The 15556-nt window shown below is 32.5% G+C and carries 16 protein-coding genes; 1 reads left to right on the top strand and 15 read right to left on the bottom strand.

The genetic code is table 11. The features are described from left to right. Positions 1–159: 159 nt before the first annotated feature. The 4 genes from B5E79_RS10065 to B5E79_RS10050 all read right to left on the bottom strand — a co-directional run bounded on the left by B5E79_RS10065 (position 160) and on the right by B5E79_RS10050 (position 3179). Positions 160–1014 carry an EamA family transporter gene (locus tag B5E79_RS10065; RefSeq protein ID WP_087297927.1) on the bottom strand — a complete coding sequence of 285 codons (855 nt, stop codon included), beginning with the start codon at positions 1012–1014 and terminating at the stop codon, positions 160–162. Positions 1015–1109: 95 nt separating this feature from the next. Then, complete coding sequence (locus tag B5E79_RS10060; RefSeq protein ID WP_087297926.1) at positions 1110–1517, bottom strand: PTS sugar transporter subunit IIB; 408 nt, start codon at positions 1515–1517, stop codon at positions 1110–1112. After that, on the bottom strand, positions 1510–2688 hold the full coding sequence (locus B5E79_RS10055; protein WP_087297925.1) for an aminotransferase class I/II-fold pyridoxal phosphate-dependent enzyme: 1179 nt from the start codon (positions 2686–2688) through the stop codon (positions 1510–1512). Before B5E79_RS10055 ends, B5E79_RS10060 begins: the two co-directional genes overlap by 8 nt. After that, entirely contained in the window at positions 2688–3179 is a 492-nt protein-coding gene (locus B5E79_RS10050; protein ID WP_087244899.1) for an Lrp/AsnC family transcriptional regulator, read from the bottom strand. Before B5E79_RS10050 ends, B5E79_RS10055 begins: the two co-directional genes overlap by 1 nt. 163 nt (positions 3180–3342) lie before the next feature. Here B5E79_RS10050 and B5E79_RS10045 point away from each other — a divergent pair, with 163 nt between their 5' ends. Then, complete coding sequence (locus tag B5E79_RS10045) at positions 3343–4374, top strand: lactonase family protein (protein WP_087297924.1); 1032 nt, start codon at positions 3343–3345, stop codon at positions 4372–4374. An 84-nt stretch (positions 4375–4458) separates the two neighbouring features. On the opposite strand, the gene B5E79_RS10040 is transcribed toward B5E79_RS10045, so the two are convergent. From B5E79_RS10040 to B5E79_RS09990, 11 genes are all read right to left on the bottom strand, one after another. Then, entirely contained in the window at positions 4459–5778 is a 1320-nt protein-coding gene (locus B5E79_RS10040) for an MATE family efflux transporter (RefSeq protein WP_087297923.1), read from the bottom strand. A gap of 217 nt (positions 5779–5995) precedes the next feature. After that, on the bottom strand, positions 5996–6763 hold the full coding sequence (locus B5E79_RS10035) for a ParB/RepB/Spo0J family partition protein (protein WP_087297922.1): 768 nt from the start codon (positions 6761–6763) through the stop codon (positions 5996–5998). 135 nt (positions 6764–6898) lie between these two features. Then, a complete protein-coding gene (locus B5E79_RS10030; protein WP_087297921.1) occupies positions 6899–7741 on the bottom strand; it encodes a Cof-type HAD-IIB family hydrolase in 843 nt (280 codons plus the stop codon). 75 nt (positions 7742–7816) lie between these two features. Beyond that, entirely contained in the window at positions 7817–8845 is a 1029-nt protein-coding gene (locus tag B5E79_RS10025; protein ID WP_087297920.1) for an aldo/keto reductase, read from the bottom strand. Positions 8846–8884: 39 nt separating this feature from the next. Beyond that, the gene (locus tag B5E79_RS10020) at positions 8885–9103 is read right to left on the bottom strand and encodes a hypothetical protein (protein ID WP_087297919.1); all 219 of its coding nucleotides are present in this window, start codon (positions 9101–9103) and stop codon (positions 8885–8887) included. Between the two features lie 58 nt (positions 9104–9161). Beyond that, positions 9162–9821 (bottom strand): DNA alkylation repair protein, encoded by a 660-nt coding sequence (locus B5E79_RS10015; protein ID WP_087297918.1) that lies wholly within the window; start codon positions 9819–9821, stop codon positions 9162–9164. Positions 9822–9871: 50 nt separating this feature from the next. After that, on the bottom strand, positions 9872–10552 hold the full coding sequence (locus B5E79_RS10010; protein ID WP_087297917.1) for a fructose-6-phosphate aldolase: 681 nt from the start codon (positions 10550–10552) through the stop codon (positions 9872–9874). 15 nt (positions 10553–10567) lie between these two features. Next, entirely contained in the window at positions 10568–11509 is a 942-nt protein-coding gene (locus B5E79_RS10005; RefSeq protein ID WP_206393183.1) for a glycyl-radical enzyme activating protein, read from the bottom strand. Next, positions 11472–13820, bottom strand: a complete 2349-nt coding sequence (locus tag B5E79_RS10000) for a glycyl radical protein (RefSeq protein ID WP_087297916.1) — start codon at positions 13818–13820, stop codon at positions 11472–11474. Before B5E79_RS10000 ends, B5E79_RS10005 begins: the two co-directional genes overlap by 38 nt. 9 nt (positions 13821–13829) lie before the next feature. Then, positions 13830–14591: a DeoR/GlpR family DNA-binding transcription regulator gene (locus B5E79_RS09995; RefSeq protein WP_087297915.1), complete on the bottom strand. Its 762-nt coding sequence runs from the start codon at positions 14589–14591 to the stop codon at positions 13830–13832. Between the two features lie 96 nt (positions 14592–14687). Continuing rightward, positions 14688–15542, bottom strand: a complete 855-nt coding sequence (locus B5E79_RS09990) for a zinc ribbon domain-containing protein (protein WP_087297914.1) — start codon at positions 15540–15542, stop codon at positions 14688–14690. Between the last annotated feature and the right edge of the window lie 14 nt (positions 15543–15556).

The following is a 15556-nucleotide window of genomic DNA, read 5'->3' as shown; positions in this document are numbered from 1 at the left end:
TGGTTACGTTTTTGCATGCAGAAAAATAGAGTAATGCTGGTGCATTACTTTTTATTTTGCTCATTGTTAATATTTGCTTTAAGCGTTTATCAACCAAACGAAACCAAATTCCTATAATAGAACAAAAGCAGGAAGCCTAATGCATCCTGTTTTTTGTGATTAAAGTAACATAATAAGCGTTCCTGCCACAATCATCATTAATCCAATAAAAGATTTTAAATTCAGTTTCTCATGAAAAACAATATAAGAGAAAAGCACCGTGACTAAGATACTCAATTTATCAATCGGTGTGACAAGACTGGCTGGTCCAATCTGCAATGCCCTATAAAAACATAACCATGAAGCTCCAGTCGCTATACCTGATAAAAAAATATAAATCAATTCGTGCTTAGGAACTTCTTTAACGTTATTTTGCGCATTTGTCGCAAATACAACAACCCATGCCATCACCAAGACAACACTTGTACGAATGGCAGTTCCTAAATTGCTTTCAATATGACTGATTCCTACCTTTCCTAAGATGGTTGTTAAACTGGCAAAGACAACTGATAACACAGCATAGATCAACCAATGATTGTCTTCTTTTTGATTTGTTTCCTTTTTCTCCAACATCAAAAAAGTTCCCGTCATCATCAAGATCATCCCGATAATTTTATAAATATTGACTGTTTCATGAAATAAAATAAAACTTAAAATCATTGTTAAAACAACACTTGTCTTATCTATCGCAGCCACTTTATTAATATTTCCTAATTGTAAAGCTCTAAAATAACATAACCAGGATGCACCTGTCGAAAGACCTGATAACACCAAAAAAAGTATTGTCTGATAAGATAAGTTCGCTATTTCATGAAAAGAACCTACAATAAAAACCATAATCCACGAAAAAATCAAAACAACAATTGTTCTGAGAGCTGTCGCTACATGTGAATTTGTATCATGTATACCACATTTTGCTAAAACAGCCGTTATTCCTGCAAAAAATGCTGAACCAAATGCATATAAAATCCACATCTCTTTGACCTCTTTTCTGGTATTTCTTCTTTTTTTATTCTCATAACTCTATTTTATAACGATTTTCATTATAAAAAAAGCAAGAATCAACGTTCTTACTTTTGATAAACATGTTTATAGGCTTTTTGTCTTGTTATTTTTAATACATTTTCCTCACCAGGAAAATGAACAGGATTCATATGTGTCTGCTGATAAATCTCCAGTAAATCTATAACATCCTGATAGATTTCCTCAATCTCCATATTTCCATACATTCTTGGTGGTAAAATATAAATAGGGACTTGAACATCAGTCTTTTCAAGTAACTGTTTCACATAAATATTAAGGTGTGGACAACAAATAATAATATCAAAGTCATCTATCTTTTCTAAAACAAGAGAAAAAGGAGAAAACTCCATTTCAAGTTGATTCGATAAGTTCTTGGCAATAATCTCCTTTTTCATTCTTTCAGCGACATAACTTGATGAAAAGCCACCACCACAGCATAATAAGACTCTAATCATGTGTTGCCTTACATTTCTCTACAAAGATTTTTATTTTTTGAGTTGCAATCTTTAATTCTTCAAGACTATAAGCATAAGAAACACGAATAAATCCTTCTCCTGCTGGTCCAAAAGCAGTTCCTGGAACACAAGCTACTTTTTGATCTTCTAACAGTTTTTCACAGAATTCATCAGATGTGAGTCCAGTTGAACGAATACATGGAAAAACATAGAAAGCGCCTTGAGGTTTAAATGTTTCCAGTCCCATATCATTAAATGTTTTCACTAAAAAGTTTCGTCTAGCCTTATAAGAATCTCGCATTTTCAAGACTTCATCATAACAATGTCTTAATCCTTCAATAGCTCCATATTGGGCAGCTGAAGGCGCAGACATGATAATATATTGATGAATTTTATTCATAGCTTTTGTAAATACAGAATGAGCGAGAACATAACCTAAACGCCATCCTGTCATCGCAAAGGCTTTAGAAAAACCACTCACAACAATCACCTGATCTTTGATTTCATCAAATGAAGCAATTGAACAAAATTCTTCTTCATAACTCAATTCTGCATAAATTTCATCAGAAATCACGATAAGACCTGATTCCTTAATAATAGGAACAATCTTTTCATAATCACTCTTTGTCATAAATCCACCTGTTGGATTTGATGGATAATTAATCAATAATGCTTTTGTTTTGGGTGTAATCGCAGCTTTTAAAAGCTCTGGTGTTAATTTAAACTCATCTTCCTGACGTAAATTAATTGTGACAGGAACCCCTCCTGCAAGCTCAACACCAGGTGTATAAGCTACATATCCAGGATCCAAAACAATCATTTCTTCTCCAGGATTTAATATAGCACGAATCGCAATATCAATACCCTCTGATCCCCCAACAGTCACAATACAGTTCTCTTTGGCATTATAATCCACATGAAAACGATCACGATAATATCGACAGATTTCTTCTCTTAATTCCTGTAATCCCTGATTGGCTGTATAAAATGTTCTTCCTTTTTCAATGGAATAAATCGCAGCTTCTCGAATAGCCCAAGGTGTTGTAAAATCCGGTTCCCCAACTCCTAAAGATATGACATCTTCCATTTGTGAAGCTAAATCAAAGAATTTTCTAATTCCACTTGGTTTAATTGTTTTGACTCTATCACTTAAAATATCATTATAATCCATTATGGAGTCACCACCAATCTATCATTTTTTCCATCTTCATCTTCAATTAAAACAACACCATTATTTTTATATTGTTTTAATACAAAATAAGTTGATGTTCCTGTCACTCCATCTACACATGCCAGTTTACTAGCCACAAAATGAGCAACTTCCTGCATTGTCTTTCCTTTAACAATACATACAAATTCAAAACTTCCACTCAATAAATACATTGTATCAACTTCATCAAATTTATAAATATGACTCGCAATACGATCATAGCCATATTCTCTTTCTGGACTTGCATTGACTTGAATCAATGCTGTTACAATTTCTGTATTTGTTAAATCCCAGTTGACAATTGTATGATAACCACAGATCACTTTCTTCTGTTCTAATTCCGTTAATTTTTGAATGACATTATCTTTAGATTCATCTAAGGCGGCCGCTAAATCAGTAATCTTCATCCTCGCATTTTTTTGTAATAAACTTAACATTAACTTCTCTTCCATATTCGCTTCCTCCTTCAATATAGTATCTATTGTATTACACTTTTGTGTATTATGAAAGAATTTTATAATTTTCTTTTTATTATTTCTATGTTTTTATACCTTTTTTTATTCATTTCATAAAATATTATGATAAAATATTTTATATAGCGAAAGGAGCTTTAACATGAAAATCTTTTATGTATCAAGTTATGGAAAACATCATGATAAAGGTATTTATATCATGAAATTTGATGAAAAAACATTAGAAATGAAACGTATTCAACAAATCGAAACTCAAGACTACCCTTCTTATATGATATGTAATGATCACACTTTATATGTCGCTTATAAAAATGCCAATTCTCATAGTTATGGAGGGGGATTAGGAAGTTTTTCAATCTATAAAGATGAACTGATTTTAAATAATAATTATCATTCCAGCGGTCGTTCTTATACACATTTATGCGTTGATCAAAATAATCGCTATCTTTTTGCGGCAAATTATCATGTTGGCGCAACTGCTTCTTACCAATTAGAAAATAGTATTATTACTCAAAAAATTTGTGCAGTTCATCATGTCGGTTTAGGTCCCGATCTTTTAAAACGCCAAACAGGTCCACATGCGCATTATGTTGGCATCACTCCTGATCAGGAATTTGTTTATTCTGTTGATTTAGGTGCTGATAAAGTCGTTATGTATCGTTACTCTCAAGGTGTTTTATTAGAAGATCCTCATTATACTTTAAATATTGTTCCTGGTTCTGGTCCACGTCATATGATTTTTTCTCATGATGGTCGTTTTGCCTATCTTGTCAATGAGATTGCTAATAATATTATGGTCTTTAAATATTATCAGGGCCATTTCCAATTAATACAGGCTATTCACTGTATACCAAGACATTTTAAAGGTTTTTCAAGTGCTGCTGCTATTCGCTTAAGTCATAGTGGAAATCATCTTTTTGTATCAAATAGAGGGCATGACAGTATAGCTATGTACCGCGTCAATAAAGAAAGTGGTAAAATTTCTTTACTCTATATGGTTCATACAAAAAAAGATCCTCGAGATTTCCAAATTGTTGATGATCGTTATTTAATTATTGCTTGTCAAGGCAGCAATCTATTACAGGTGATGACATTCAATGAAGATACAGAAGAACTTGTTTTAAGTGACTCTTCAATTGAAATACCTGAACCTGTTTGTGTAGCTTTTGAATAGACTCTGCATATCACTTTGATTCATTATAAAAAACACTATGTTTGTTAACCAAGCAATCAGGTTCATTCAAACATAGTGTTTTATTTATTCACTATAATGATGATGTTTTAACCATTCAAAGCATCCCAGTCCAACAACAGCCACAATCAGTTCAGTCACTGGAAATGCACTCCAGACACCATTCATCTTTGCTATAGCGGAGAGGAGAAAAGCCATTGGAATGATAATGATAAATCCCCTTAATAAAGAAATAGTATGTGCAGGCAAAGGATGTTCAACAGAAGTAAAATACATTGATAAAATAATATTAAATCCAGCCAATGGACAAGCAATGAAATATAACTTCAACCCTTGTGCTGCAATTGTCTGCAACATTGCATTATTCTCACTATTAAATATTTGTGTGATGGAAGATGCACCAAAGAAAACAGTTGTATAAATAACAGCTGAAATTATTAACATAGTTAATAATGCATATTTCAATACTCTATAAATGTTATCTAAATGATTCAAGCCATAATCTCGACTCATTAATGGCTGTATACCTTGAGCAATCCCAGTATATATAGCCATGACAACTAATGATAAATTAGCAATAACACCATATGCAGCAACACCCACATTCCCTTCAAGATTTAAAATAATGGTATTAAAAACAATCATGACAATTCCAGAAGAAACTTCTGTAACCAAAGAGGGTACACCACTTGAGAAAATACCAGTGATTGTTTTTAATGAAATTGTACTTTTTATAAAATGAAATTGATTTTTCTTTTTGAAAAAATGTGGTGATAAAATGCACATGCTGATAATAGGAGCTAATCCTGTCGCAAAGACAGCTCCAAAAATGCCCATTTGACAAGGAAAAATAAAGATATAATCTAAAACAATATTAGAAAAACTTCCTCCTAGCATTGCAGCCATGGAAAGCTGTGGTGCCCCATCATTACGTACAAAACAAAGAAAAACATTATTCATTAAAAAAGCTGGCGCAAACAATAATATCACTTGTAAATATGTTTTTGACATATCAAAAACATTCCCCTGCTCAACAAATAATGAAATAATTGTTCCAGAAAATAAGAGACCTATCAAAACAAAAATAATCGCAAAACATATAGCTAATAAAACAGCATGAGTGAATGTCCTGTTTGCATCTTGATGATGTTCCTGGCTTTTTAATATGGAATATTTTGTTCCACCACCCATACCAATCATCAAGCCACTTCCATGAATAAAACTATAAATAGGAATAGCCAAATTTAAAGCTGTCAATCCATCTGTACCAAGTCCTTTAGAAACAAAAAATGTGTCTGCTAAAATATAGCACGATAAACCAATCATACCTAACACATTTAAAGATGTATATCTAAAAAATTCCTGTAAACTCTCTAATTTCTTCATGTTTTCTTTATCCTTTCATTTTATCAATTGAATAGATATATTAAACATTTTATTGACTTTTGTCACCTTTTCTATCTTTACAAAAGAAAAGCACTGATTGTCGTATCTTCAATGGCCTATCGATACGAAACCAATGCTTAAAATTTACCCGGCGGCAAACAATCATATATCTGCTATGCATTCTATCACAAGACATAATATATATCAATACATCTCATTATTTTTTCATCTTAATCACATAAACAACTTCTTCATCTGTTTCAGAAATATCTACTGTTGTTTCCACTCCTGCCTGCTGTACCATCACGGCAGCCTGATCTAATGTATTCATAGCAATTTTTAAATTTTGTGAAATACTTTTTGTTTTAGGTTTTGGCTTTTTGGGTTCAATTTTCTTTTTGATTTTTTCTTCTGTCTGTTCAACATTTAAACCCTTATCCATAATTTCTCTTAACATATTATTTTGTTTTGCTGTTGTATCTAACTTCAATAAAGCTCTGGCGTGTCTTTCTGTGATATCTTTTCTTCGTACTGCTTCTTGAACAGTCATCGGAAGTTGTAATAACCTTAACTTATTTGCAATAGTTGATTGCTTTTTACCAACTTTTTGAGCTAATTCTTCCTGTGTTATATTTTGTGTATCTAAGATTTGTTGATATGCTAATGCTTCTTCAATGGCTGATAAATTCTCTCGTTGAATATTTTCAACAATTGCAGCTGTGGCAGTCTGTTGTTCATCATAATTTTGAACAAGACATGGAACTTCTTCTATACCTGCCAAAAGACATGCACGATAACGTCTTTCCCCAACAACAATCTGATACTTCCCATGATAAGGTCTGACCACAATAGGTTGTAATAATCCATTTTGTTGAATAGATACAGCTAATTCCTGAATTTTTTCATTTTCAAAATGTGTTCTTGGCTGATGCCCATTAGCTTCAATTTTATGTATATCTATAAATTTATATTTCGGTTCTTTCACAAAATCCTCTCCTTATAATCCGTTCCTTATTATAGCATTTTTATTCAAAAAACAAAAGAAATCAATAACACAAAAAAACAATTATCAACAGGCCTCTTTATAAAGAGTCTCTGTTGATAATTTTAACATCAATCCCTAATCAATTAATTTTAAATAACGAAAAGCATTATATAACCCATCATCATTAACATCTGTTGTAATATAATCAGCAGCAGCTTTAATTTCTTCGCCACCATTTCCCATAGCCACATTATAATCACAACATTCAAACATAGATAAATCAATTTTAGCATCTCCAAAAGAAATCGTATCTTTTTGGTCAACACCTAAATAATCCAATAAAACTTCAATAGCATGTCTTTTTGTAATACCAGTTGGACCTAAATCACCATACAAGGCCACTTCTCCCTTACCTCCCCATGTATTCGCAATCAAATGAGGAAATTCTTTTTGAGAATCTAAATGATCTTGATAATGACTTAAAATAAAACTAATTTTATTCACATCATCTCGATATAAATCTTCTCCCTGCAAATGAATAAAACCATCCATAAACTTCTTTGAAGATTCTTTAGCTTTCGTTAAATCTGCACCTTTACCCTGTGCATATTTCACCATTGTTTCTGGTCCCTGTTCCAACATATAATCATTACAATACATACCACTATTGGCTTCTAAATAAAATCCTAAATGTCTTTCATTACACCAGTCTACAATATGTTTGACATCTTCCTTTGATAATCCCTGATGCATCACAACATGTCCACGATCTTCTACATAAGCTCCATTCCCACCAATCATACCATCTAATTCACAAAGGTTTCTCTGTTCAATTTCAGCTTTTGAACAACCTGTACAAATATAAACTTTATGTCCATTTGCACGTGCCTGATTCACTGCCTGAGCAGCTGAAGCTGGTAATTTAGCCTCATAATCAATTAATGTTCCATCAACATCTAAAAATATAATCTTGCTCATATTGTCTCTCCTTTTCCACTATTATTTTTATTATAACATGTTTCAAAAAAATAACAGCATGAAATCATGCTGTTATTAAACTTTCACTTCACCAGATAAGACTTTCTGATAATCTTCATAATTCTTTTGAAGCAGTGCTGGGGTATCTAATTCATAAGGACATCGACTTGAACATTGACCACAATGCAAACAACCTTCAATCTTTTTCATTTCTGCCTGCATATCTTCAGTCAACCAGTTTTGTGATGGTGCTCTTCTTAACATCAATGACATACGGGCACATTGATTAATCATAATACCTGCTGGACATGGCATACAATATCCACATCCTCGACAGAAATCACCTGATAATTCTATTTTTTCTTTTTCTATAAATGCCTTCATTTCATCATCAAGAACCGGTGTATCCTGCATATAGGATAACCATTCATCTAATTCACTTTCTTTTTGAATTCCCCAAATAGGTAAAACATTATCAAATTGACTCATATAAGCCATTGCTGGACGTGACTGATTAATTAATCCTCCAGCTAACCCTTTCATCGCAATGAATCCCATATTAGCTTCTTGACTCTTTTGAACCAGTTCTATTTCTTTTTGAGATGATAAATAACTAAAAGGGAATTGAATCGTTTCATAGAGATGAGAATCAACAGCATCTAATGCAACTTGTAACTGATGAGCAGTGATTCCAATATGTCTGATTTTCCCTTGTTTTTTAGCTTCTAACATACATTCATACATACCTGTTCCATCATTTGGTGCATAAACTTGTGAAGCACAATGAAACTGATAAATATCCACATAATCCGTTTTCAATAACGATAATGATGTGTCCAATTGCTTCCAGAATTCTTCAGGTGTCGTTGCCATTGTCTTTGTTGCAATATAATAGCTACTACGCGGATAAATATGTAATGCTTCTCCTAACTTTTCTTCACTGTCGCTATAAGCTCTCGCTGTGTCAAAAAAACGCATTCCTCCATCATAGGCTTTTCTTATAATAGTGACCCCTTCTTCTTTAGAAACTCTTTGAACGGGTAATGCTCCAAACCCATTTTGTACAACTTGAATACCTGTACTTCCTAAAATGATTTCCTTCATACGCCTAACCTCTTTTCTTACTTTTTATTCTAACACAACTTATTTCTTTTTTGAAAGCTTGATATTTTGAATCGTATGACAATAAGGACATTGAACATGATAATCTTGAACCTGACGATTCACATTGCCTATAACCTGAAAAAAGTGAGGTTTCCATATTCGATGACAATAAAGACAATGAAAATAACGATTTTGACTTACTATGACATATAAAATAATCATACATGAAACAATGCCTAGAACACCTATCATTATCATTTTCAATACTTCCTTTCTTTATTGATTTTCTTCAAAAAATAATCTTTATCAGATTCTATCATATATACTTACTGCCTTCTTTAATGGAAAGTTTAGCCATTTTTTCATGATATTGTTGAATAAAATCACGAACCCATTGTGGATTTGTTTTAGAATAATCTCTTAATATCCAGCCTATCGCTTTGTTGATAAAAAACTCATGACTATTCAAATTATTCACAAGAATCTCTTCTAACAAGATGGTATTTGTTTTTTCTTTTCGTCCTAACTGATGATCAATAGCTAATCTTCTTAGCCAAAAGTCATCATCTAATGACCATTCCAGCATTAAATCATCAACACGTTGGTCTGTTAATCCAATTTGACCAATAATCGTATCAAAATTATCAATAGAATCCCACCATTGTTTATCTTTTATATAAACTTTCATATGCTGAATATCTTCATAAACCAATTGATTTTGAAACATTTTTAAATAATCACAGACAAAATATTGAAATTCTCTATGGGAATCTTGATAACATAAATCTAAAAAATCCCAATCAATTTGTTTGTGTTTCTTTTCCTGTTTCAAAAAATCTTTATAAAGCTTTCTTCTTTGAGGGGTTGGTATTCCGTAGAAAACAAACTGATTTTTCATATATTGGGCCATAGATAAAGCTTGATTTTGATCTTGCATATTTTCAAATAACTGTTTGATATATAAATACTTATCCATCATTCCACATCCTTAGTTTCATTATAACATAAAAGACGAGTTTCCTCGTCTTATAAATCACATATTCCTTTGCCTTCACCATACATGCTATACCAGTCGGCATTGAAATCATCTACTGCTTTTTCTATGCTTGGATTCTTGAAAATCTGTTTCAAGATCTCTACTGGTGCTGTAATGGACTGCGCTCCATAATTGAAGGCATCTCTAATCTGTTGCACTCCCTTGAATGATGCTGCGACTATCTTTGTATCATATCCATCCATGACAATACGATTTGATAATTCATTGATGAGCTCCATTGGATCTGCTCCTAGATTTCCAATTCTATTGACATATGGTGCAATATAGTCTGCCCCTGCTGCCAGTGCCATATAAGCCTGCATCAAATCATAGACCGCTGTCGCTGTGACATGAATGTTTTCTTCCTTCAACATCTTAATTGCTTTGATTCCTTCATAAGATACGGGTACTTTGATATAGACCTGTCTGTCTATTTCTTCAAGAATTCTATGTGCTTCCTTGACCATGCTTTGACAATCCTTAGAAATCACCTGGATATGAAGGCTTCTATCCTTTCCAATAATATCTCTGATTGCTCGCATATGTGCAAAGAAATCCTCTGGGCTTGTCTTCTTGACAATAGAAGGATTGCTTGTAACACCTACGATAGGCATATAAGCAACAGCTTCCTTAATTTCTTCTAAATCAACTGTATCAATAATAAATTCCATAATCTTCTCCTCCTGTTATTCTTTGATTAAATTTTTGATACCATTTTGATAAACAATTTGATAAAATGTTTCCATTTCTTCATCTGTTAATTTCTTATATTTTGAATCAATCCCATAATCAAAATCAACCCACTCATATTTAGCAGATGCCAAGGGATTATAATTGAGTAATTCATATTGGACATCTGGATAAATATGCGATAAAAATTGACTAATAGATTGAATATTTTGTTCTGTCGCAGTGATTTGAGGAATCAATGGTGTCCTGATAATCACTTTATGTCTATGTTCACTTTCTAAGACATATTGAATATGTTTTTTGATTGTTGATAATGAACCTCCAACATACTTTTGATGCATATCTTCATCATTGATTTTTAAATCAATATAAATCTGATCAAGATATGGTAATGCTTTTTGAATGAAATCTAATGACGTATAAAGTGTTGTTTCAATGGCAGTGTGAATATGTTGTTGGTGACAACGTTTCAAAATATCAATTAAGAACTCTCCCTGCATAAATGGTTCTCCACCAGAAAAAGTTACTCCACCACTATCACGATAAAAAACACGATCAGACTCAATTTCTTTCATCAGCATATCAACATCATAATATTGACTGTCATAACGAATTGCAGCCGATGGACAGACATGAATTAATTGATCAAAATCACCTTGATAATCTTTATTAAAATAAGGTCTATCATTTTGATAAATCATTTGTCCTGATTTTGCATACTTTTCACAACAGCGACAATGTATACAATTGTTTTGAAAATAAACAGGTTGTCTTTGTGGTGATATACCCTCGGGATTTTGACACCATATACAATGAAGGGGACAACCTTTAAAGAAAATGGTTGTTCTAATACCATCCCCATCATGTACAGCAAATCTTTTAATATCAAACACTAATGCTTTAGATGTTGTCATATGTTGTCCTTTCAATGATTTCATCCTGTAATTTATGCGCTAACTCTACAAAATAAGCTGTATATCCTGCCACGCGTATTGTTAATGATTTATGAAGTTGAGGACGAATCTGGGCATCTTCGAGATCTTCACGTCTGACAACATTGAACTGAATATGTGGAACTTTTAAATCAACAAAAGCTCTTAAAAAGTTTTCAAACTTGTTCATTCCATTTTTTGTTTCAAAAAACTCTGGCAAAAACTTCATATTCAATAAGCCACCATTCGTTGTCAAACTATTGTTTAAACGTGATACTGATTTTAAAACTGCTGTTGGCCCTTTCAAATCACGTCCATAAACAGGTGACATACCCCCATCAGCTAATGGCGTTAAAGCATTTCTTCCATCAGGAGAAGCGCCAACATTTTCTCCCATTGGAACATGAGCTGAAACTGTATACATACCTGTATGATATGGGCCACCACGATAATTCGTATAATCTTTCATTCTTGATCTAAAATACTCAGCCCATTTAGCTCCTAAACGATCAACCCATTCTACATCATTTCCATATTTAGGCACTTTATTTAACAACATTGTCTGAATGATTTCATATCCTTTAAAATCTGATTGTAAGGCTGCTAGTAATTCCTTAGCATCAATAACCTGATCATCATAAACCAATTTTTTCATAGCAGCCAAAGAATCTGCCAAGTTTGCGATTTGAATCATTTGAATACCAGATAGATTATATTTAGCTCCACCTTTTGTGACATCTAAACCATTTTCTAGACAATCGTCAATAACTGATGATAAGAAAGCTGTTGGTAAACAATCTTGATGAGCTTTTTCAACGATGACTTCACATTGCATCATCTTGTCTATAAAGTAATCAATTTGTTGTTGAAAGGCTTTTTCTAAATCTTCAAATGTCTGATAAGTATCCAATCCTCCTAGATCCAATCCAATCTGTTCATGTGTCAATAAACACTTGCCATGATTCAATGTCAATTCCAAAGCTTTATTCAAATTAAACATAGCTGCATCAGACCAACCTAAATTGTTGCCATGTGTTGTTAATTCTACACAACCTACAATTGCATAATTTAAAGCATCTTTCTTTTCAATACCTAGTTCCATTAACGCATGAACAATGGCTTCATCATTAAAGAATTGTGGCATACCACTTCCTTTGGATACAACCTCAATGGCTTTTTGCATCAGCTCATGAGAGCTATTGCGATTTAAACGTACTGATAAATTCGGTTGTGGTAGTCCTAAATCATATTGGCACTGTAAACAAAGTAAAGAAAGCTCATTATAGGTGTCATTACCATTTTCATCCTCGCCCCCAATCGCAATATTAAATCCAATGGGGAATCCTGCAAAATATTTGGCACTATTTTGATTACGTAAATAAACGATCTGATTAAATTTTAACCATAAACATTCTAAGATGTCTAAAGCATCTTCCATAGATATCTTTCCTGATTCTATATCTTTTTGATAATAAGGATATAAGTATTGATCCATTCTTCCTGGAGAAAAAGAAGACGCATTAGATTCCATATGCAATAGGACGAATAAAAACCATAAGGATTGCACAGCTTCATGGAATGTTTCAGGTGGACGTTTTGTGAGATTTAAACAATTGTTTGCGACTGTTCTTAAAGATTGTTGATAAGGTTCTTCCACTTCATCAATATTTTCCATAATCATATCATGATATCTTTTCATAAATGTACAGGCACCCTGCATAACCAGAACAACACATTCATAAAACTCTTTTTGTGATTCCTCACATGTCTTTAATTTTTCTTGAGCCTGATTCATGATTCCTAATGGTCCCATCTTTAACCATAATGCGCTGTCAGGACAAATATGACCTTGAGCATGATCTTTTTGATTGATTTTTACAACCTTAGCAATACTTTGAATTTCCTGACCGCCATGATGTTTAATGACATCTTCCATTGATTTTCCTTTCCAATAAGGATAAATCTTTTCCCTAAATTCTTGAATATCTTCTTCTTTTACATGAAACTGATCTTGTGGTCGAGTTGGTAATGTTTCAAATTCGTTGTTGACCCATGAACATCCACTTTCTGGAAAAACAACACCATATCTTACACCCTTTGTACGATTACCAACAATTAACTCTTCTTTTTCAAAGCCTATTTCCAATTCTTCCATAGCTGCTTTTAAAGATAAGGCTCTTTTTTTAGGAATAGATAAATGTTCATTTTCCTGATAAACACGTGTAATAATACGTGCCTGTTCAATAGATGCATAACGTGGTGCTGATAACATTTTATCTTTTAAGATTTGAATTCTTTGACTCATTAATTTTTCCATAGCTTCCTCCTATATGATATCTATGTCATACTCTTTGATATATTTTTGATCATCTTTATTTAAAGAACCCGCTACAATCATGCCATCTAAATCTTCTAAGTTTCCATAGATAAATTGACCATCTTCTCTTCGTTTTCTTTCTTCACATACAATATAATTCATTTGACTTTGTTTCATAACAGCCTGTTTCATCAAACCATCTTCCACATAATAAGTAGAAATCTTTCCATGATTCATATCAACACCTACAACACCTAGAAATGCCTTATCAATCTTAAAATTTTGAATCATCTGCACAGATAATCCTCCCCAGAAACCATCTCTTTCCTTATTCAGTTCACCGCCAATAAAAATAACAGATATGTTTTTATTATGTCTTAAAAGATCTAAAATCTCTATCATATTGGTGATGACATTAAGCGTTAATGTCGACTGATTTAACAGTTTAGCGACCTCTACATGCGTTCTTGAGATATCCAGAAAAATAGTATCCTGATTTTTTAATAATGAAATGACTTTATCAGCAATGACTATACGTTCTTCATTATTCATATCTTTACGTTGTAAACTGCTATACAAATGAGGATTCGTACGAATACTCATGGCTCCACCATATGTCTTTTTTAATAATCCTTTTTTCTCTAAGACAGCCAAATCTTTACGTATACAATCTTCTGTAACCTGATATTTCAAACTTAAATCTTTGACTTTAACACTGCCTGATTGATTCACCTGTTCAACAATATCATCCTGTCTTTCCTTCGCAAACATTCTCATCCTCCTTTATTAGTGTTTATTGTTTAATCTTATTATATATTATTTTTTATTGTTTTCAATACATTTTCTCATTGTGAAAATAAAAAGACATTAGTTATCACCAATGTCCTGTCCTAAAGATAAATAAACGAAATATTCATCATCAATTCCATAAGATTCACTCAAATAAATGCTTTCATCATCCTTATAATCACTCACAACAAAACGTGTATTATCATCTTCATCAACTTTTAATTTTGATTTATATTCCTCAATAGCTCCAAAAATATCAATATTAAACTTTTCATTAATCTTTTCTATCTGTGCTTGATCTAAATTGATGTCATTTTCTCTAATCGTTCCTTGATTATTCCATGATAAAGTTATAGATTGAAGATAAGGTTCCTGATTTTGAAAATTAATAGAAGCTGTTAAACTTATCACATTATCTGTTCCATATACATTAACATAGGCACTATAATTGTCTTCATATATATCATAACTCTCAGAAACATCAACATCCATCAATAAATCATCACTAAAGAAAGACTTTAAATCATTTTCATAATCCAGTGCCAACTGCAAAGTTCCATCATCATCTCCATTATCAATACCTTCCTGTAAAGATTCTCCACTAAACTCTGTATAATTATGGCTATTATAATTACTTACAATATTTCCAATAAAAACAGATGCCATCTGAACAACAGCAATCAATGCCACTATAAAAATAATGTATTTTCTAAAAGTAGATGTTTTTGTTCGTTGAGAACGATTACGTGATTTTTCTCTACGTGGTATATAAATTTTTTTATTACGTTTTGGTTTAAAAACTTCTGGCTCTGGATAATTTGCAGATGTTGCCTGCGTATGAGTCGCTGTTGAACTGTGTCTAACACGATAGCCACAATTTGGACACCTATCTGCTCCCGGTGGTATTTTTGTATCACATACATCACAACGCATAATGATTTCCCCTT

The sequence above is a fragment of the Massilimicrobiota sp. An134 genome, from assembly GCF_002160815.1.
Classification (GTDB): Bacteria; Bacillota_I; Bacilli_A; order Erysipelotrichales; family Coprobacillaceae; genus Allocoprobacillus; species Allocoprobacillus merdigallinarum.
This window is presented reverse-complemented; position numbering and strand designations above follow the sequence as displayed.

Coding starts and splice junctions, on each gene's coding strand:
- B5E79_RS10065 (WP_087297927.1), bottom strand. CDS start 1,014: ATGTGGATTTTATATGCATTTGGTTCAGCATTTTTTGCAGGAATAACG.
- B5E79_RS10005 (WP_206393183.1), bottom strand. CDS start 11,509: ATGAAATCATTGAAAGGACAACATATGACAACATCTAAAGCATTAGTG.
- B5E79_RS10010 (WP_087297917.1), bottom strand. CDS start 10,552: ATGGAATTTATTATTGATACAGTTGATTTAGAAGAAATTAAGGAAGCT.
- B5E79_RS10025 (WP_087297920.1), bottom strand. CDS start 8,845: ATGAAGGAAATCATTTTAGGAAGTACAGGTATTCAAGTTGTACAAAAT.
- B5E79_RS10030 (WP_087297921.1), bottom strand. CDS start 7,741: ATGAGCAAGATTATATTTTTAGATGTTGATGGAACATTAATTGATTAT.
- B5E79_RS09995 (WP_087297915.1), bottom strand. CDS start 14,591: ATGTTTGCGAAGGAAAGACAGGATGATATTGTTGAACAGGTGAATCAA.
- B5E79_RS10050 (WP_087244899.1), bottom strand. CDS start 3,179: ATGGAAGAGAAGTTAATGTTAAGTTTATTACAAAAAAATGCGAGGATG.
- B5E79_RS10015 (WP_087297918.1), bottom strand. CDS start 9,821: ATGGATAAGTATTTATATATCAAACAGTTATTTGAAAATATGCAAGAT.
- B5E79_RS10000 (WP_087297916.1), bottom strand. CDS start 13,820: ATGGAAAAATTAATGAGTCAAAGAATTCAAATCTTAAAAGATAAAATG.
- B5E79_RS10020 (WP_087297919.1), bottom strand. CDS start 9,103: ATGATAATGATAGGTGTTCTAGGCATTGTTTCATGTATGATTATTTTA.
- B5E79_RS10060 (WP_087297926.1), bottom strand. CDS start 1,517: ATGATTAGAGTCTTATTATGCTGTGGTGGTGGCTTTTCATCAAGTTAT.
- B5E79_RS10045 (WP_087297924.1), top strand. CDS start 3,343: ATGAAAATCTTTTATGTATCAAGTTATGGAAAACATCATGATAAAGGT.
- B5E79_RS09990 (WP_087297914.1), bottom strand. CDS start 15,542: ATGCGTTGTGATGTATGTGATACAAAAATACCACCGGGAGCAGATAGG.
- B5E79_RS10055 (WP_087297925.1), bottom strand. CDS start 2,688: ATGGATTATAATGATATTTTAAGTGATAGAGTCAAAACAATTAAACCA.
- B5E79_RS10040 (WP_087297923.1), bottom strand. CDS start 5,778: ATGAAGAAATTAGAGAGTTTACAGGAATTTTTTAGATATACATCTTTA.